This is a genomic window from Planktothricoides sp. SR001 (assembly GCF_001276715.1).
Lineage (GTDB): Bacteria > Cyanobacteriota > Cyanobacteriia > Cyanobacteriales > Laspinemataceae > Planktothricoides > Planktothricoides raciborskii.
On sequence record NZ_LIUQ01000004.1, the window covers coordinates 157657 to 178211 of the forward strand.

The 20555-nt window shown below is 43.5% G+C and carries 13 protein-coding genes; 5 read left to right on the forward strand and 8 right to left on the reverse strand.

What is annotated here, in order from left to right; genetic code table 11:
* Positions 1 to 499 precede the first annotated feature (499 nt).
* Positions 500 to 856, reverse strand: a complete 357-nt coding sequence (locus AM228_RS04050; protein ID WP_054464823.1) for a hypothetical protein — start codon at positions 854 to 856, stop codon at positions 500 to 502.
* Between the two features lie 44 nt (positions 857 to 900).
* Positions 901 to 1392 carry a hypothetical protein gene (locus tag AM228_RS04055; RefSeq protein ID WP_054464824.1) on the reverse strand — a complete coding sequence of 164 codons (492 nt, stop codon included), beginning with the start codon at positions 1390 to 1392 and terminating at the stop codon, positions 901 to 903.
* 674 nt (positions 1393 to 2066) lie between these two features.
* On the opposite strand from AM228_RS04055, the gene AM228_RS04060 reads away from it, so the two are divergent.
* A complete protein-coding gene (locus tag AM228_RS04060; protein WP_054464825.1) occupies positions 2067 to 3437 on the forward strand; it encodes an AAA family ATPase in 1371 nt (456 codons plus the stop codon).
* Between the two features lie 575 nt (positions 3438 to 4012).
* A complete protein-coding gene (gene gltB, locus AM228_RS04065) occupies positions 4013 to 8734 on the forward strand; it encodes a glutamate synthase large subunit (protein ID WP_054464826.1) in 4722 nt (1573 codons plus the stop codon).
* A 563-nt stretch (positions 8735 to 9297) separates the two neighbouring features.
* On the opposite strand, the gene AM228_RS04070 is transcribed toward gltB, so the two are convergent.
* Positions 9298 to 9528 (reverse strand): hypothetical protein, encoded by a 231-nt coding sequence (locus tag AM228_RS04070; RefSeq protein ID WP_054464827.1) that lies wholly within the window; start codon positions 9526 to 9528, stop codon positions 9298 to 9300.
* Positions 9529 to 9791: 263 nt separating this feature from the next.
* On the opposite strand from AM228_RS04070, the gene AM228_RS04075 reads away from it, so the two are divergent.
* Together AM228_RS04075 and AM228_RS04080 are read left to right on the forward strand one after the other, a co-directional pair.
* Positions 9792 to 10703, forward strand: coding sequence for a hypothetical protein (locus AM228_RS04075; RefSeq protein ID WP_156331520.1), 912 nt, complete (start codon positions 9792 to 9794; stop codon positions 10701 to 10703).
* Positions 10704 to 10782: 79 nt separating this feature from the next.
* Positions 10783 to 11037: a type II toxin-antitoxin system Phd/YefM family antitoxin gene (locus tag AM228_RS04080; RefSeq protein ID WP_054464829.1), complete on the forward strand. Its 255-nt coding sequence runs from the start codon at positions 10783 to 10785 to the stop codon at positions 11035 to 11037.
* A 72-nt stretch (positions 11038 to 11109) separates the two neighbouring features.
* Here the strand turns inward: AM228_RS04080 and AM228_RS04085 are convergent, their stop codons facing one another.
* Entirely contained in the window at positions 11110 to 11295 is a 186-nt protein-coding gene (locus AM228_RS04085) for a hypothetical protein (RefSeq protein WP_054464830.1), read from the reverse strand.
* Positions 11296 to 11403: 108 nt separating this feature from the next.
* Between AM228_RS04085 and AM228_RS04090 the strand changes: the two genes are divergently transcribed.
* Positions 11404 to 15495, forward strand: coding sequence for a tetratricopeptide repeat protein (locus AM228_RS04090; protein WP_054464831.1), 4092 nt, complete (start codon positions 11404 to 11406; stop codon positions 15493 to 15495).
* An 800-nt stretch (positions 15496 to 16295) separates the two neighbouring features.
* Here the strand turns inward: AM228_RS04090 and AM228_RS04095 are convergent.
* The 4 genes from AM228_RS04095 to AM228_RS04110 all read right to left on the reverse strand — a co-directional run bounded on the left by AM228_RS04095 (position 16296) and on the right by AM228_RS04110 (position 20377).
* A complete protein-coding gene (locus tag AM228_RS04095) occupies positions 16296 to 16514 on the reverse strand; it encodes a type II toxin-antitoxin system HicB family antitoxin (protein ID WP_054464901.1) in 219 nt (72 codons plus the stop codon).
* Positions 16515 to 16765: 251 nt separating this feature from the next.
* Positions 16766 to 19462 carry a DNA mismatch repair protein MutS gene (mutS, locus tag AM228_RS04100; protein ID WP_054464832.1) on the reverse strand — a complete coding sequence of 899 codons (2697 nt, stop codon included), beginning with the start codon at positions 19460 to 19462 and terminating at the stop codon, positions 16766 to 16768.
* A 298-nt stretch (positions 19463 to 19760) separates the two neighbouring features.
* On the reverse strand, positions 19761 to 20150 hold the full coding sequence (locus AM228_RS04105; protein WP_054464833.1) for a type II toxin-antitoxin system VapC family toxin: 390 nt from the start codon (positions 20148 to 20150) through the stop codon (positions 19761 to 19763).
* Positions 20147 to 20377, reverse strand: coding sequence for a hypothetical protein (locus AM228_RS04110; protein WP_054464834.1), 231 nt, complete (start codon positions 20375 to 20377; stop codon positions 20147 to 20149). Before AM228_RS04110 ends, AM228_RS04105 begins: the two co-directional genes overlap by 4 nt.
* Between the last annotated feature and the right edge of the window lie 178 nt (positions 20378 to 20555).

Here is a 20555-nt window from a genome sequence, read left to right on the forward strand (position 1 = left end):
AATGCTTCGCCCTAATTCCAGAAGAAACCGGGTTTCTGTGAAAATATATGCTTTATACCGAGAAATTGATGAAGAAACCCGGTTTCTGAAAAACCGAAATTTTATCCCGGAATGCTTCGCCCTAATTCCATTGGTATATCTGTAGGGGCGCAAGCATTCCGGCGAATAATTTATGGGTAAAAACCCGAAATTTTATCCCGGAATGCTTCGCCCTACGGTGGTTCAGTGATCAGAAAACCGCTGTAACTGCCGGTAAGGGCGAAGCATTCGGATATAAATATTTACTGTCAAAACCCAGAATTAACTGCCCGTAGGCGAAGCCTTCTCGAAGAGTATGCTTCGCCCCTACATACAGACAGCCTGCCCCCGTGAAGACGGGGGCAGGGAAAGGAAATTGTTGATTTTCTCCAGAAATTTTGCCCCGACTAACGCACCCTACCCACTAATCTATAATCAATTAAAATCTGCTGGCATTTATTGAAAATTCTAAGTGATTAGACTAGGATGTTGAAGACCAATTAACAGAAACAGGAATATCCCATCTTTCTAATGTACTTTCAATGCTAGGTACAGTGTATGGGTTACTGAACAAACGCCGGATTTCTTGTCTAATAAGACTATCTTCTTCTGAAGTTAATTTTTTTTGCTGGAGATAATGCTTTCCGATATGGTATAATCTATCAGTACCTAATCGCTTGGCTAAACAAATTGTTACTGCCACATTAAACCTAAGCTCTGAAGAATTGGAAGATATTTTACTCTGGTCGAACACCATAAAAAATATAGCTCCTATCGCTACCGAACAAAATTGCGATACTTCATCATTTTTATTGTAGCTAAACAAACCTTTTGGCATTTTACCCTCTGCTGAGTTTTGTGGTTAATCTAATAGTCGAAATGTCAAGGCTCAATGAAGCTAATGGTAATTGAAGCCCCCGGATAATCATTTAAAGCTTTTTGAAGACCCTGCTTCATCTCTTCTCGACCAATAGCCATATCAAGGTCACGCAGGAATGTATCATCACCAGCATTTTCTAATTGGCTACCAAGTCCGCTCAAGCTTAGGAATACACCGTTTTCAACTGCATACTTTTGGCGCTTCATTTGACGCAACATTTCTTGTGTTTCTGTTTTTTCAAGAAACTCAAGCGTTTCAAAAAAATCAGGATAAGATTCTAGAACCTTCGTTTTATCTTTGGCTGGCAATAAATCAAAAGCAGACTTTATTTTAGCTGGATCAAGTTCATATACATCCGCACAGCCCGCGCTAAGTATCTCATTATACAGGGCATCAGACTCTTGCTTATCTTTGTATTTTTGACAGGATTGGTAGAACTTATATGCCTTGGACCCGATATTTAAAATTTGCCAAACAGTTAAATGAACTTCCATAAAATTTTCTCCTATTATCAGTACCAAAATTTCAGGATACTACTATCACCCAACCGAGAGCGTCAAGATTGTTGTTGAAGCAAGGGACGAATTTATGCGGGGATAGGGACTATTGCGACTACATTAACTTTTTGCTAGGGTGGATCATTGCGGTGACAAAATTGGTATTTTTACGGATATTTACAAATCCCCGATGTTCGCACAATTTACAGACCTAAAAATGTGTCCGTATATGGAGATTGTTAACTTGAAATATAAATTAAAAATATAAATTTTGCTCCGCAAGGACTCAGCTTACCAACTAATACCAAATCCGGTTCTTCTAGTAGGGGCGAGCAAGCGAATCGCCCCTACGATAATCCCCTAAAACACTTGTGGATTCCCGCATTCGCGGGAATGACAGATGGCTTTATAAACGGGTTTTGGCAACCGTATTTGGTATAAAAGTCTTACTATAGCAAGAGTACATTAATCCCTTAACTTCTGTCAGTCGGAAAAATCGGGCATTTTTTTCCGACAACCGGATCGGAAATGTCGGAAATGTCGGTCAGGAAAGTGGATCCTATAGTACGGGGGGTTTATTCCCAGGCAAGATTTATCTGTAAAAATGAGGAAATGTCGGAAATGTCGGAAAAATCGGATATAATAGCCAAAACCGTTATCCTCATTGACCTATGGAAATTACGGAAGTGTTGAAGTTGGCAGATGATCTAGTTTTTACTCAGACGGGAAAGCATCTGGACTATCTGCAAGAAACGATACTGCAAGGCACTTTGAATGGTCAGACTTATTCGGAAATTGCAGAAGGGACTTATGCTGGTGAAGGTCATGTGAGAGATCGGGGGGCAGAACTTTGGAATATTCTCTCGAAAGGGTTGGGGAAAGAGGTTAGTAAGGCAAATTTTAAAGCGATATTAGAGAAAGTAAATTTTTGTACTTATTCAGCTATTCTAAGTGATAATGCAACAGTTACTAACTTAAATATTTGTTCAGAACATCATCAGCGATCATCGCCCACAAATTTCCCAAAACCCCAGGCAACTGAAAATGAACCGCATCTAGACTTAGATACAGCCCCAGAAATTTTCAACTTTTACGGCAGAACCATAGAACTCGCGAAGCTGGAAGAGTGGATTATTAAAGAACGTTCTCGTTTGGTGGCACTTTTCGGATTTGGTGGCATTGGTAAAACAACTTTGGCGCTACGTTTGGTTGAGCAAATTAAACCTCAGTTTGAATATGTCATCTATCGCAATCTGCATTTTTATGCTAATTTGAATGATATCCTGGTCAATTTGCTGACTATTTTTTCCCCGAATAGTCAGATGTGCGATCGCCCCGAAATGCAACTTTCACAACTGATTAAATATTTGCGTCAGTATCGCTGTTTGATTGTCATCGATGATTGGCAAATCCTGTTCCATAAGGGAAAAGTGGCCGGTGAAGATTGGTCGGTTTATGAACATTATCGGCTATTTTTCAAGACGATCGCGGATGTCACCCATCAAAGTTGTATCGTGGCGATCGCCAATGAAAAACCCTTGGCGATCGACTGTTGGGAAAAACAAAATTCTCCGGTGCGATCGCTGGTATTGTCAGGTTTAGGTGAAGCAGCCAAAGAAATATTACAAGCGCACAATTTATCGGATCCAGATAAGTGGGAAAAGTTAATTGATCTGTATCACGGAAATCCGCTGTGGCTAGAGTTAACCGCTACTGAAATCCGAGAATTATTTGCTGGTCGAGTAGCGGAATTTTTAGCATATCAAACTCCAATTTTATGGGAACCGTTGCAGGTGCAGTTAGACCAAGAGTTGCAAAATTTGACCTTAACCGAACAGTCGGTGATGTGCGAACTCGCTATGACCAGAGACCCGATAAATTTGCCAGAACTATTAAAGCTGACCAAATTATCCCCTGCGGATTTGTTGACTGCGATTAAATCCCTAGGTAGGCGCTTTTTTGTGGAAATTAAACCAGGAGACGAAACAACAGAATTTATCCTCAATCCGGTGTTAAGAGAATATGTGAAAAATAGGCAATGAGATAGAATAGAAACCCGGTTTTTTTCGCTAATAACACGGGCGTTACGCCCATGTCCTCACCTTTTGGTAGGGTGTGTTAGGCGGTGACAAAATTGGAATTTTTACCAAGATTTACCAATCCGCAGTAACGCACCTTTCTGTTTTTCAATGGTGCGTTACGGCGGAGCGGGTAATTGTTAATTGGAACCCTAAATTTTTATCCGCCTAACGCACCCTACCAAATTGCTGGGGACAAGAAACCGGGTTTCTTGGGTCAACCTTTGCCACCCCACCGGCCCCTACATAGAAACCCGGTTTCTAACCTCTCCAGGCTTCCCACCGCCCCAGGGACAAGAAACCGGGTAACTTCCACGAAACCCGGTTTCTGCCGATCGCCCAAAAGTAATAGATGGATGCAATATTGTTTTATTTTTTTGTTATAATCAAATACCCATAAATGGATCCAAAAACATCACTATAACTTGTTATTAGTTATTCGTTATTGGTTATTAGCCATTGGTTATTGATTTATCGTTAAATAACAAATAATCAATAATCAATAACAAAGCAACAACAGACAAAGGACAAAGGACAAAATGACTGAAGTACAAAAAACTACTAACGAGTTTCAGGGACAACGTTGGTTAGTCGAAGAACGAGATGCTTGTGGAGTGGGCTTTGTGGCTGACTCTAAAGGCGTGGCCAGCCATAATATTATTGTAGAAGCTTTGCCCGCCCTTGCTTGTATGGAACATCGCGGCGGTTGCAGTGCCGATCGCGACTCTGGAGATGGTTCGGGAATTCTCACGGCAATTCCTTGGGAACTGTTGGCCCAAGACACCGCTTTGACAGAAGAAACTCGTTCGCTGATTGCCAACCAACGGCAACATATCGGTGTGGGGATGGTATTTTTGCCCCTGGATAGTGCCGATCGCGCTTTGGCTGTTGATGTCACCGAGAAAGTTTTGGTCAAAGAAGGATTTCAGGTGCTTGGGTGGCGGGTGGTGCCCGTGAAACAAGAAGTGCTGGGAATCCAAGCCAGAGAAACCGAACCGATGATTTCTCAATTGCTGGTATTCCATCCCACGCAAACCGGGGATGAACTGGAACGGTCTTTATATTTAGCCCGTCGGGTGGTGGGCGATGCCTTAAATCAAACCGGGGTAATTTCTTGGGCGAATAACTATTATATGTGTTCGTTTTCCTGCCGCACGATTGTCTATAAAGGCATGGTACGCGGCGCGATCTTAGGCGAGTTTTATCAGGATTTGACCAATCCCGCTTATAAGAGTTCGTTTGCCGTATTCCACCGCCGCTTTAGCACCAACACAATGCCCCGCTGGCCCTTGGCGCAACCGATGCGCTTGTTGGGACATAATGGCGAAATCAATACCCTGCTGGGCAATATGAACTGGATGACCGCACGGCAGGCGAATTTGTCCCATGAATGTTGGGGCGATCGCATTTCTGATTTGATGCCATTTGTTCGCACCGATAATAGTGATTCGGCAAATTTAGATAATGTGTTTGAGTTGCTGGTGCGATCGCAACGTAGCCCTGCGGAAGCGATTATGATGCTGGTGCCCGAAGCGTTTCGGAATCAGCCCGACTTGGCCGATCACCCAGAAATTGTCGATTTTTATGATTACAATGCCGGGGTGATGGAAGCTTGGGATGGCCCGGCTTTGTTAGTGTTTAGCGATGGTAAGCAGGTAGGTGCCAGCTTAGACCGGAATGGTTTACGCCCTGCCCGATATGCGATTACTCGTTCTGGCTTGGTGGTGGTTTCCTCGGAAGCTGGGGTAGTGCCTTTGGTTGAGTCGGAAATTGTGGAAAAAGGACGCCTCGGCCCCGGTCAAATGATGGTGGTAGACCTGGAAAGTGGGGAAGTTCTCCATAATTGGGACATTAAGCAGCGCGTTGCCCAAGCCCGACCCTATAAGGAGTGGTTGCAAAGTCGCTTTGTGTTTGAACGTCATGGCCATTTACCAGCCCCTCAATTAGATGAGTCAACTTTGCTGCGATCGCAAGTTGCATTTGGCTATTCCACGGAAGATGTGGAAATGATGATTCAGGCAATGGCGGAAACCGGGAAAGAAGCCACATTTTGTATGGGCAATGATACCCCGTTGGCGGTTTTGTCCGATAAGCCTTATTTGCTTTACGACTATTTTAAGCAACGGTTTGCCCAAGTTACTAACCCGGCGATCGACCCATTGCGGGAAAGTTTGGTCATGTCCCTAGAAGTTTATCTAGGGGGACATCGCAATTTATTAGAAGAAGATGCCGCCCATGCCAAACAGTTGCAATTAATGTCACCAATTCTCAATGAACCGGAATTAGAAAATTTAATTTCTACCGGCAATGGGCATGGCATTAACGTGGCGCGGATATCGACTTTGTATGAGATCGTTACAGGTTCCGATGATTTAGCTAATGCTTTAGCAGCATTGAAAAAATCCGTTTCTGAAGCGGTAGCCGCCGGAACTAAGATTATCATTTTGAGCGATCGCCAGAAACCGGGTTTCTCTGAAAAACCCGGTTTCTCCGAAATCAGTGCCAATATTACATATATTCCGCCGTTGTTGGCAGTGGGCACCGTTCAATACCATTTAATCCGGGAAGGTTTACGCACTCAAGCTTCAATTGTGGTGGAAACTGCCCAATGTTGGACTACCCATCATTTTGCTTGTTTAATTGGTTATGGCGCATCCGCAGTTTGTCCTTATTTAGCATTAGAAACGGTGCGGCATTGGTGGTCTAATTCTAAGACCCAAAAGATGATGGAACGAGGCCAAATTGAGGCAATTTCCTTAGAAAAAGCTCAAGAAAATTATTGCAAAGCCGTAGAAGCTGGCTTATTAAAAATTCTCTCAAAAATGGGAATTTCTTTATTAGCCAGTTACAAAGGAGCGCAAATTTTCGAGGCAATTGGTATTGGCGAAGATTTGTTAAATATCGCCTTTGAAGGCACGGTTTCCCGCATTGGCGGCTTGTCTGTAGCTGATGTGGCACGGGAAGTTATGGCATTTCACGGCAAAGCTTTTCCTGAAACCCGGTTTCTTGGAGAAACCGGGTTTCTTGGAGAAACCGGGGCTCTCAAAAAACTGGAAAATTTTGGCTTTGTCCAACATCGTCCCAGTGGGGAATATCATGCCAATAATCCCGATTTAGCTAAGTTATTGCATCAGGCTGTTAAAACTAACGAATTTGACCATTATCAGCTTTATCAGGAATATCTGAAAAATAGTCCGATTGTGAATCTACGGGATTTGTTAGATTTGCAAGGCGATCGCCCATCTATTGATATTGCCGAAGTGGAACCCGTGGAAGAAATTGTCAAACGGTTCTGCACTGGGGGAATGTCTCTGGGGGCACTTTCTCCCGAAGCCCACGAAACTCTGGCGATCGCCATGAACCGGATGGGTGGTAAGTCCAACTCTGGGGAAGGAGGCGAAGATCCCTGGCGGTTTGGGGTGATTAATGATGTGGATGAAAACGGACAATCCCCTTCTCGGCCATATTTGCGGGGTCTACGCAACGGTGACACCGCCTCTTCTGCCATTAAACAAATCGCTTCCGGTCGCTTTGGGGTCACACCAGAATACCTGATGAGCGGTAAGCAACTGGAAATTAAAGTGGCTCAAGGGGCAAAACCGGGAGAAGGCGGTCAATTGCCCGGTAAAAAAGTCAGTCCCTATATCGCCATGTTGCGGAAATCTAAGCCCGGAGTGCCGTTGATTTCCCCACCGCCCCACCACGATATCTACAGTATTGAGGATTTGGCTCAGTTAATTTTTGACTTGCACCAAATTAATCCCCAAGCTAAGGTATCGGTGAAATTAGTGGCGGAAATTGGGATTGGCACGATCGCTGCTGGGGTGGCAAAAGCCAACGCAGATATTATTCAAATTTCCGGCCATGACGGAGGTACGGGCGCTTCGCCGTTGAGTTCCATCAAACACGCGGGGGTTCCCTGGGAGTTGGGCTTAACGGAAGTCCACCGGACCCTGATGCAGAATAAGCTGCGCGATCGCGTCCTATTGCGGGCTGACGGTGGCATGAAATGCGGCATGGATGTAATGATGGCCGCCTTAATGGGCGCTGAAGAATACGGCTTTGGGTCCATTGCCATGATTGCGGAAGGCTGCATTATGGCGCGGATTTGCCATATGAACTCTTGCCCGGTGGGTGTGACAACCCAGCAGGAGAAACTCCGCAAGCGGTTTAGTGGAATGCCCGAGCACGTGGTCAATTTCTTCTATTTTGTGGCGGAAGAAGTGCGGCAACTATTGGCGCGGTTGGGCTATCGTTCCTTAAATGAGGTCATCGGTCGCGCCGATCTCTTAACCCCCCGTCAAGGGTTGCAGTTAGCCAAGACTAAGACCATTAACCTGAATTCCCTGCTGAATTTGCCCGATACGCGGGAAAACCGCGATTGGTTAAATCATCCCGAAGTCCATACCAATGGGCCAGTGTTGGATGATGAGTTATTAGCCTGTCCAGAAATTTCCGAGGCGATATTGCATCCGCAACGCTTCGCGATCGCCAATCATGGCACTGCGGACAAAACCGTCAAAATTATCAACACCGATCGCTCTGTCGGCGCCCGCGTTTCCGGTCAAATTGCCAGCAAATACGGCAATACCGGCTTCAGCGGTCAAATTGTCCTCCGGTTTAGCGGGTCTGCGGGTCAAAGTTTTGGTGCCTTTAACATCTCTGGCATGACTTTAATCCTGGAAGGGGAAGCCAATGACTATGTGGGTAAAGGCATGAATGGCGGTGAAATCATCATCAAGCCCTCACCAGAAGCCACCTTTAATCCCTCAGAAAACGTGATTATCGGCAACACTTGCCTGTACGGGGCGACCGGCGGCACTTTATTCGCTTATGGTCAAGCGGGCGAACGGTTTGCGGTGCGGAATTCCCTGGGTAAAGCAGTCATTGAAGGGGCTGGCGACCACTGCTGTGAATATATGACCGGCGGTGTGATTGTTTGCTTGGGCAAAGTAGGTCGCAACGTGGGCGCTGGGATGACCGGCGGATTGGCCTATTTCTTTGATGAAGATGGTTCATTCCCGGAAAAAGTTAATCCAGAAATTGTCAAAATTCAACGGATTAGTTCTGTTGTTGGGGAACGACAATTAAAAGAATTAATTGAAGCCCACGCCCAACGGACTGGTTCCAAGTTAGCCCAGAAATTATTAGCAGATTGGGAAAATACCTTGGCTAAATTCTGGCAAGTAGTGCCTCCTTCTGAGGAAAATTCCCCAGAAGTGAATGCTCAAATTCAACCACAACCAGTAGAAATGGTCTAGGGTTGCATCTAGCAAAAAAGCCACGGGTGTCAACCCGTGGCTACTAGAACCAAGTCCGCTCAGAGGCGGCATAAACCAATCATAGAACCAACCGCTATAAATATATACTGAGATGCAGTTTTTTCTTATGGTGGCTGGTTTGTGCGTACCGCACTCCTGACGAGTTAGCCATAACAATTATTAATTAACAATTAACAATTGACAATTGACAATTGACAATTATTAATTAAACAAAATTATCAATTATCAATTGACAATTATCAATTATTCCCTCTTCTCTACACTCTACACCCTATTCTCCGCTCCTTAAAAAATATCTAACTGTTCGATCGGCAGTAATTCCTCCACCGGGACTTCTTTTTTTATCGCACCTTTGCGTAAACCTACGGCAATTTTATACCATTTACAAAAATTCATCCAACAGCCCCTAACATTCGTAGGGTGGGCAGTGGTAGGGTGTGTTAGGCGGCAAAAAGTTATCAAAAAAACCAACAATCTTTTTATCCGCAGTAACGCACCAATTTGATTTTTTATCCAGTGGGGCAGGCATGGGAACACTGCCCCTACAAATCTTTTCTTTTTTGCTGCCAAAACATCATCACTTGCACGAATAAAACCAAAAACCAAAGCACCATTAACCCCATTGATTGACCGGGGGGCGCTTCTGCTTGGCTAACTTGCGGCTGATAAGATTGAAAATGAGGGTCTAACCCCATTACCGTTTCAATCTTTTCAGTGGCATCTAAAATAACTCTATTTTTGCCGGTACTTTCATAGTTGTCTTGCGCGTTCATAATTTTCTGCCTTCTATTAACGCTTAAATTTATTCCTTGATTTCATCCTAAACAGGCAATCCAGAAACGCCAAGATGTACGAAAATAATTTTCCAAACATTTAATCACATAGTTTCACCCTAAATTGACAAAAAATTACAGCATATAATAGGTAATTACAGGAAATAACAACAAATAACAGCAAATGATAACCTTGCCAAAAGACTGGCCAATTTCCTATTTTTTGGGCTAACATATAAATTAACGGGTTTAGAGGCACATCAATGAGCTTACAGCAAGATTTTATGCAGTCAATCGCCGATACAGTTTTTGGCGAAACCTTTAAAGAAGAGAAACCCACGGAAAAACGCTGCTTTTTGCATCGGTTTGACCCAGAAAATCAGTTTAGTAAAAATAAAGAAATTGCCAAGTCAATCAAGGAAGATATGAAAGGTGGCTACTGCCTCGAGACAATGGCGAGGACGCTGCGAGAAACCATCAACGCCCTGGTTAATCAGTATGAAGCGGAAATAAAAACTGACGGAATTAATCCTGAAAGCTGGATAAACCGAAAGCCAGGAGAAAAAGGTGCATGGCCAGAAGTTTATGATTGGCTGTGGAATCATCAATATCTGCGATGGCTTGAGGCGAATAGCTGGCAAATTTTGCAAGACCAAGCTAAATCAACCGCGAATTGGCTCAATTTTAAAACAACTGAGGAAATCGCTGCTTTACCAGAAAATAAATGCCCCAGCTTGCGACTGCCACCACCGGAAACAAAACCCACGATTTCGGCCAATAAGCATTTATGGATGGTGGTTGATTTAGATTGTGCGAATGCTCAATTACTTTTATTGAATCGCAGCGAACAGGGGAAATGTTTACTTTGTCCTTCTTTTGGCTATGCGAAGAATGCGGCAATTCAAAAACCGCCGATTTTGCTGCCTCAAGAAGATTCTTGGGCGGGTCAAACGCAGCAAAAGTTTATATTTAACGAATTGGGACAGGAGGAATTTTTAGCCATTGTCTTGGATCAGCCGTTGGATTTACCGTGGTTGACTCCCCGCCAAGAGGAGGCGATTCCACAATGGACGGCTGAACGGATTAAAGAGTTATTTGAGAAGTTGGAACAGCAAGACAATTGGCAAGTGTTTTATCAAAGTTTTGAGGTGGTAAATGTAGAAGCTTGCGACTAGAAACCGGGTTTCTCGAAGAAACCCGGTTTCTGAAACTCACTATTATCATAAAAATATGAAAGAATCATAGTAAACAGCCATGAAATATCTGAACCTAGAGACAAACAATCCTGACCTCACGGCAATTATTGATGAAATTGCTGCTAACCAGTCTGAAGTGATTATTACTCGCAAGGGTTTGCCAGTTGCGCGGATTGTTCCCTATTCGATTTCTGAGACACCGAACAAAAATTATCCTTTGCGAGGTATGCCAATTAAAATTTCTGATGATTTTGATGAACCGATGCCGGAACTGTGGGATGCTTGCGATCGCCAGATATTCGCCGGGGAATAAATTCCCCTCAAAGCTGAAGTCGGTTAAAACCGACTGAAACCTGTCAAAAATTACAGTCCTCTTTAGAGGACTTTAGCTATTAGCCGGTGGTTTTGAACCACCGGCGGTTCCGGGAACATTAATCTTTTTATTTTTAGCAAGTTTAGTCAGAAATTTCTCAACATCGGGTTCCAGATAAATGGGATAATGGCCGTAGGGACACGGCATTGCCGTGTCCGACTCCGGGGCAAATTGGGAAAGATTATATTCTGATTTCATAAGTTCCTCTGTTGATAAGATTGTGTTTCGATGAACGCTAGATAGCAGGACACGGCAATGCCGTGTCCCTACAAAAATGATAATCGCAAAAAAGGAAGGAAAACAAAAATGGACGAAGAACGCATGGACGCTTATTACCAACTGATTCAAGAATGGCGAGACTCTTTTCCGGTGAAAATTCCGCAAATTTTCACCGCAAATTTAGAGTTACTCAACCCCGTACTGTTGGAAAGAATAATTGAAGTTGCCCAATTATTTAATAATATCCGCAACCAAAAAAATATATCTGACTTTTTAACTAACCTTGCGTTGCAACTGGGGGGATGGCTTGGGAGTGCGCCGCAGCCAATGGAAATCAGAAAACAGACAGCGGATATTTTATTCAATTGGGGCAATCAGCAATATAACATTAGCGAGTTTATTGTTGCTTTTCATTGCTGGTATCAATGTCTAATGATTTATCTAGTTATTCAAGACCGCAAAGGGGAAGCCGCTTGTCTGGGAAATTTAGGAAATGCCTACCACTCTTTAGGGCAATATGAACAAGCCATTACTTTCCACGAACAGTCTTTAGTCATTAGTCAGGAAATTAAAAATCGCGAATTAGAAGCCATTTGTCTGGAAAATTTAGGAAATGCCTACTATTTTCTGGGACAATATGAACGAGCTATTGATTTTTATCAACCGTCTTTAGCCATTAGTCGGGAAATTAAATTCCGCCTTGGGGAAGCCAATTCTCTGAAAAGTTTATGCTTGGCTTACCACTCATTGAGACAATATGAACAAGCCATTAATTTTCACCAACAGTATTTAGCCATTAGTCGGGAAATTAAAGACCGCCAAGGGGAAGCAAATGCTCTGAGCAATTTAGGCTTGGCTTACAAATTGTTAAAAAAATATGAACCGGCCATTGATTTTCACCAAAAGTCTTTAGCCATTAGTCGAGAAATTAAGGACCGCCGTGGAGAAGCGATGACTCTGGGAAATTTAGGCGAGACTTATCGCTATTTGGGACAATATGAACGAGCGATTGATTTTCAGCAACAGTCTTTAGCTATTAGTCGAGAAATTAAAGACCGTCAAGGAGAAGCGATTTCTCTGGGAAATTTAGGCAGTGCTTATGGCTCTTGGAGACAATATGAACGAGCCATTGAGTTTCACCAACAGCATTTAGCCATTAGTCAGGAAATTAAATATCGACTTGGGGAAGCGATTGCTCTGGGAAATTTAGGCAGTGCTTACTACTATTTGGAAAAATATGAACAAGCGATTGATTTTCAGCAACAGTCTTTAGAGATTAGCCGGAAAATTAAAGACCGAGAAGGAGAAGAGAATTCTTTGAGAACTTTAGGCGATGCTTACAATTCTCTAAAACAATATGAAAAAGCAATTGGCTTCTACGAACAGTGTTTAGTCATTAAACAAGAAAGTAAAGACCGCCGTGGAGAAGCGATTTTCTTGGGAAAGTTAGGCAGTGCTTACTCTTCTCTGAGACAATATGAAAAAGCAATTGGCTTCTACGAACAGTGTTTAGTCATTAAACAAGAAATTAAAGACCGCCGTGGAGAAGCGATTTTTTTGGGAAAGTTAGGCAGTGCTTACTCTTCTCTGAGACAATATGAACGAGCAATTAAATTCTACGAACAGTCTTTAGTCATTAGTCGGGAAATCAAAAACCGACAAGAGGAAATTGCTTCTCTTGGAAATTTAGGCAATGCTTACAACTATCTAGGACAATATGAACAAGCAATTGGCTTCTACGAACAGTCTTTAGTCATTGCTAAGGAACTCAAAAATGAGGAATGGAAAGCAAAATCTCTAGAAAGTTTAGGCAGTGCTTACAACTCTATTGGACAACATGAAAAAGCGATTGAAGTCTACAACAATTCTTTAGAAATTAGTCGAAATATTAAGAACAGAAAACAGGAAGTTTTTTCTCTACTAAATTTAGGCAGTGCTTACCTCGGTTTGAGAGAATATGACCAAGCCATCAAATTTTACACAGAGTCTTTAAAAATTAGTCGAGTTCTCAAATACCGCGACAGAGAAGCCAATTCTCTGGGAAATTTAGGCAGTGCTTACTCCTGTTTGGGACAACATGAAAAAGCGATCGCCTTGCAAGAAAAATCTTTAGTCATTAATCGGGAAATCAAAGACCGCAAAGAAGAAGCTGCTTGTCTGAACGGTTTAGGCAATGCCTACTATTCTCTAGACCAATATGAAAAAGCAATTGACTTCTACAAAAAGTCTTTAGTCATTACTCAGGAAATCAAAGACCCCCAAGGGGAAGCTGGTTCTCTAAATAACATCGGCAATGTTTACCGCGATTTGCAGCAACCAGAGAAAGCCATTGAAAATTATCGAGACTGCCTCAAAATTGCCACTCCCAAAACCATGCCAGAGGAATGTTCCACCACCGGTCGCAACCTGGGCGATATCGGCTTTTTCCAAGGCAACTGGCATCTCGCTTTAGAAGGATACGAACCTGCCTTAGAAGCCGTGGAACAACTCCGCAAAGGGTCAACCACCGACAAACGGCGCCAAGAAATTATTGCCGATGCTTTCTCGGTTTACGCCAATGCGGTGCAATGCTACATCAACCTGAAACAATACGACAAAGCCGTAGAAACCGCAGAACGTTCCCGTGCTCGCCACCTCGCGGACTTATTTGCCAGCAAAGACCTCTACCCCCAAGGCGAAATTCCCCCGGAAGTGGAGGAATACTATCGCTTGCAACAGCAAAGTAGCCGTTTGCAATCTTTTAATAATGACGACATGAACAATAATGACGACATGAAAGGATTTGCCCCCACTCTTCAACCTGCCCCCAACAGTGAGGCAACTTTGGAAAAAATTAAACAATTAGAAGCCAAAAAGCAACAAGCATGGCGGAAAATTCGCAGCCAAGACCCAGTTTTGGCCGGTCAATTGCAACCCAACCCCCTGAATTTTCAGGATATGCAAAAGTTAATTGACGATAGGGAAACCGCGATGCTCAATTTTTATACCACTCGCGAACATACCCACATTTTTATCTTGCGGCAAAATCAACCGCCCCAAGTCCATACTTGCGAAGGTGAAGGTCTGGAGACGTTGCAAAATTGGATAATTGAGAACTGGTTAAAACCTTATGTAAAAAATCGCCCGGTATGGCAACAGAAAATGAGCGAATTTCTGCCGCAACTTGCCCAACGCTTGCAAATTAACCACCTGATTTCTGAATATCTCGCGGACATTAAGGAACTAATTATCATCCCTCACTTGTCTCTGCATCAAATTCCCTTTGCTGCTTTACCTTTAAATAATGTGCCGATTCCCCAAAGTGAGAGAACTGCTGATAAAACACGGGGGTTATTCCTTGATTTGAATCAACCCTTAAACACCTCTGCCAAAACTCCACCCCCACAACCGGAATATCTCAGCGATAAATTCCGCATTCGCATCGTTCCCAGTAGCCAAATCCTGAATTATTGCCACCAACGGGGCAACCTGAAACCCGCGAAAATGGGCATCGTGGAAAATGCTACGGGCGACCTGGTTTTTACTGGCTACGAATGCGAAACTCTGGCAACCATGCACCATGTCGAGCCAAATTATCGCCTAAAATATCAGCAAGCCACTGTTAGCAACTATCAAACTTTACTCAATCAAGTGCAAGTGCTGCATTCCAGCCATCATGCCAGTTATCAACTAGATAATTCCCTGGAGTCAAAGCTGCTATTATTCGATGGCAATATTACTCTCGGTCGCCTGTTTACCTGGAGATTTAAGCAACTTTCGGAAATATTCCTTTCTTGCTGCGAAACCAATTTAACCCTAACCCAAATTACCGATGACCCTCTGAGTATTGCCAGTGGCTTTCTCTGTGCCGGGGCGCGAAATGTGGTCAGTACCTTGTGGGCAGTGGATGATTTGGCTACGGCTTTATTTTGTATTTTATATTATGAGGAAAAACAGCATCATAGCCGGTCAGAAGCACTGCGCCAAGCTCAATTTAAATTACGCACCATGACCGGGAATGAATTAAAGGCTAATTATCAGGAGAAGTTAGAGGCTTATTTGGAACGGCAACAATGGGGTGAAGATAAAGCGGAAAAGGTGAATCAGCGGCGATTGCGATTAGATTTGCTTTGCCGGGAAACTTTGCCGTTTGTCAGTCCCCATTATTGGTCGGGGTTTGTGTCTCAGGGTATGGCGTAGGAGAAGTGTAGGGTGTGTTAGGCGCGAAACAATCTTCAACTTAAAACGACGATTTTAAATCGCGCCGTAACGCACCAAATCACATCAGTTTAAACTGATTTGTGGATATTTTTATGCCGATAATTTGGTGCGTTACGGCGGACTTAGAGATTGTTTTTTTTGACGAAATATTATCGCCGCCTAACACACCCAAGAAAGCAACCAAGAAACCGGGTTTCTATGACAATGTTGGTGGGGTGGCAGAGATGGTATAAAGAAACCCGGTTTCTAAATCCCAAGGTGTAGGGTCTGTTAGGCGCGAAACAATATTCAACTTAAAACGACGATTTTAAATCGCGCCGTAACGCACCAAATCACATCAGTTTAAACTGATTTGTGGATATTTTTATGCCGATAATTTGGTGCGTTACGGCGGACTTAGAGATTGTTTGTTTTTTACGAAATATTATCGCCGCCTAACACACCCTACCAATCAAAAATTTTTCCAGTAGTTTTATCTATCATCCACCGTTATCTTGTTTAGAGGAAAATGGTGCGATCGATAAAACATCTATAGTTAATTAGGACAGGGCAATGCCTTTAATTAGGACACGGCATTGCCGTGTCCCTACGGGCTTTACCAATTAAAAAATATCCAACTGTTCGAGCGGCGGTAATTCCTCCACCGGGACTTCTTTTTTTATCGCCCCTTTGCGTAAACCTACGGCAATTTTACTATGTTTTTCAATTTGCCCCATGACTTGTCGGGAACAAGTAATTTTCTCATTACCTAATTAGTAGGGGCGAACGGCCGTTCGCCCCTACTTAAGGATTTCTATATTTCTAGGAACTGGAAGGGGCTTGCCATCTTGACGATATTCTTCTACTAAAAGCTCCAGAACCTCTTGAGCATTTTTCAATGCTTCTTCATAAGTTTCCCCATGAGTATGAAATTTTTGAGAGGGAAATTCAGGCAAACTAACTAGATAGCAATTATCTTCATCAGACCATTGAATTACAATCGTGTAAGGTAAATTCATTTGTAGGGTGTAGGGTGTAGGGTGTAGGGTGTAGGGTGTAGGGAGCGGGGGAGCAGGGGAGCAGGGGAGCGGGGGAAAGTGAAAAGTGATGCATTCGTAGGGGCGAATGGCCATTCGCCCCTACAAGTTAAAAAAATATCACTATTCACTATTCACTATTCACTATTCACTATTCACTCTCCCCTCTGCCGACGGCGGGCCCCTCTGCCCCTCTGCCGACGGCGGGTCCCCCGCACCAGAAGCTCCGCTCCTTAAAAAATATCCAACTGTTCGAGCGGCGGTAATTCCTCCACCGGGACTTCTTTTTTTATCGCCCCTTTGCGTAAACCTACGGCAATTTTACTATGTTTTTCAATTTGCCCCATGACTTGTCGGGCACGGGAGATAACCGAAGCAGGTAAACCCGCTAACCGGGCCGCTTCAATCCCATAAGAACGGTCTGCCCCACCAGGATGAACTTGGTGTAAGAATACTATTTTATCCGCTAATTCTTTCACCGTGACTTGATAGTTAGCCACATTGGGTAAAATTGAAGCCAGTTCGTTTAATTCATGGTAATGGGTGGCAAAAATTGTCCGCGATCCAATGTCATTTGCCAGATATTCTGCCACTGCCCAAGCAATCGAAAGTCCGTCAAAGGTGGCGGTGCCTCGGCCAATTTCATCTAATAAAACTAAGGAGGTTTCTGTGGCATGGTTGAGAATGTTGGCGGTTTCATTCATTTCTACCATAAAGGTAGATTGTCCCGTGGCTAAATCATCCACAGCCCCAACACGGGTAAATATGCGATCGCATATTCCTAATTTAGCATAACTAGCGGGGACAAAACTGCCCACTTGGGCTAACAATTGAATTAATCCCACCTGGCGTAAATAACAACTTTTTCCGCTGGCATTCGGGCCAGTTAAAATAATCAAATCTGGGCGATTAAATCGGGTTTCAGACTTTCCCGCTTCTGGGACATCTGACCCTAAACGGGCAGAATTGGGGACAAAGAAACCAGCGGGAAGACTTTTTTCAACTACGGGATGTCGGCCATCAATAATAGTCAATTCTCGCCCGGTAATCATTTCTGGACGGCAATATCCTTGTTCTTGGGCAATTTGAGCAAAACCACATAAAACATCGATCGCTGCCACTGCTTTGGCTACTTTTATAATTAAATGAGTATGTGCGGAAACTTCCGATCGCAGCCCCACAAAAATATCATATTCTAACTGATTTAAATCATCACGGGCGGTGAGAATTCTCGCCTCTCGTTCTTTTAATTCAGGGGTAATATAACGCTCTTCATTGGTGAGGGTTTGCCGCCGAATATAATTATTCGGGGCTTGGTCAGTTTTAGCCTTAGAAATACTGATATAATAGCCAAAGGTTTTATTAAAACCGACTTTTAAAGTAGGAATTCCCGTGCGTTCTCGTTCTGATACTTCTAAATTGGCAATCCATTGTTGATCGCCCTCTGCCTGCGATCGCATATTATCCAATTCAGGATTTACCCCCGCACGAATTAACCCCCCTTCCTTAATATGAATTGGGGGCGACTCCACCAAATGAGTCCGCAGTCTTTCCGCCAAAGTTTCTAACTCTTGGGGGACTTCTTGTAATGTCCGCAAATAAGCACTACGACCTTTAGCCGCTAACTGCGCGATCGCTGGTAATTTTGACAAAGAATCCGCCAAAGAGATCAACTCACGAGCATTTGCTGTCCCGGAACCAGCCCGCACCGTTAATCGTTCTAAATCGTAAATATAGCGTAACTGTTCTTGCAATGTTTCCCGCAATTCTCGCTTTTCAATTAACTCTTGAATCGTCTCTTGGCGGGCATGAATTCCTTTTAATTGCAGCAATGGTTGCAATACCCAACGGCGCAAAGCCCGCCCCCCCATTGCGGTGACGGTTTGATCGATCGCCCATAACAAAGACCCATGAAAAGTCGCATCTCTAACCGTTTGAGTAATTTCTAAATTGCGGCGACTTTGACTATCTAAAATTAGATAATCGGTGATAGTATAAGTTCTAACGGGTTGCAGGGGGATGGAATTTTTTTGAGTCTTATCCCCAGAATCATACTCAAAAGTATTTTCCAAATATTCCAACAATCCCCCCGCAGCGCGAACCGCCAACGGCAAATTTTCACAGCCCAATCCTTCTAAACTTTTTAAATAAAACCGCTGCATCAATTTCTGTCTGGCTTCGTGAATGCCAAAAGCTTTCTGCGATCGCAAAGAATAGCAAAACGACGAAGGCAAACCGGGGGGCAAATGTTCCGACCTTTCTCCCGGACGCAACAACACCCCAATATCCGGGGCATTAGTGGGAACTAATATTTCCGACGGTTGCAAACGCATCAATTCCTGATACAAATTATCCTGATTATCCCCTTGGGTGGTAAAGAATTCCCCCGTAGAAATATCCGCATAAGCCAGACCCCAGTTCTTTTTCACAATCACCACCGCCGCCAAAAAATTATTTCGACGGGCATGAAGCATCCCTTCTTCCACCAAAGTGCCCGGAGTCAAAACGCGGGTAATTTGTCGTTCCACCAACCGCCGACCATCAGCCACCGCGTCTGCCGCATCTTCTACTTGGTCGCAAACCGCCACCGCAAACCCTTTTTCTACCAGCATTTGGGCATAACGTTCCAAAGCATGATGGGGCACCCCGGTCATGGGCACCCGACCAATATCCCCCGCTTGCTTACTGGTCAGCACCAGTTCCAGTTGTTCGGAAATCGTAATCGCATCCTGAAAAAAGGTTTCAAAAAAATCGCCCACCCGATACAGCAACAAAGCATGGGGATATTTATCCTTCATTTCCACATAATGCAGATACATCTGACTTAACTTGCTGCGATCGACTTCGCGATAATCTGCATTCGCGGGCATTTTTCTGTCCGAAGGGTTGGCTTTGCTGTCATTGGGCTTGCTGGGGATAGATGCAGTCATGGATATTTTACTGATACTTACTGATACTGATTTTCCTTAAAAGACTTTACCGCACTTTTCCTCTGTACAGACGTAGCAACACCTGATATATTACCAGGACTTACGGATAAACCCTAAATCTGTGGGGTTTATTCGCGCTCTCTACCGTACATAGAGGGCTTGATATTAAATAATGCGTAAGTCCTGATTACGTCTCTACATACTCTAATGTAGAGGTTAACAGGGGTTGGCCTCTACAAGTCTGCATTTTTATTAGACCTATTGTTTTGATCAATCCATTACCACTTGTTAGTTTTTACTATTTCAACACTTGGACAAATGGATAATTCACAATCTTAGAATCTACCGTCAATAAGGGACATTTATGAATCTGGGCAGTAGCCACAATAATTTGGTCGGCTGGGTCATTATGAAATCCTTTTAACTGCGTTGCCTGCACGACAATGGGTAAGGTTAATTCTAGTAGTTGAACTCCCGGATAAGCTAATGCCATATTCAGCCATTCATCCAAAGAATAAGCCAATTTTAAACGATTTTTTTCGACTAATTTAGCGACTTCCCAGCAAGAAAAAATACTCACCCCTAGTCCATCCGGTTGATGAGTAATGATGATCTGTCGCAGTTGGTCTGTGAGATGCGAGTTATTGTCTACCAACCAGATCCAAATATGAGTATCTAAAACAATCATTTCAACACTTCCCAATCTTCAGTAGGTACAGCCGGTTCAAATGGATCGTCATATTGAAGCACTGTCCCTTCTAATGGGTACTCATATTTTTCTGACTGGGATAATTTTTGCTCTTTTGGTTGTTTTAAGACAATGATTTCCACCTTGTCCCCAGCGTGAAAGGGTAAACCCGTCAGGACGAGTTTGCCATCTTCGGTAAATGTTGCAGCTAATTTATGAGCATTCATGGGTTATCTTTGATAATTTACTGGAAATTACGAATTAAGTCTTGTCGTTGAATTGATCCAAATGGGAGCATTACTTTATAGAAGTGCGAAATTTCCATCTACCTCTATTCTAAAGGGCGATCGCTCAGTTCAGGGGGGAAATTATCCCACCAGATGCGGTAGGGTGTGTTAGCGGGTC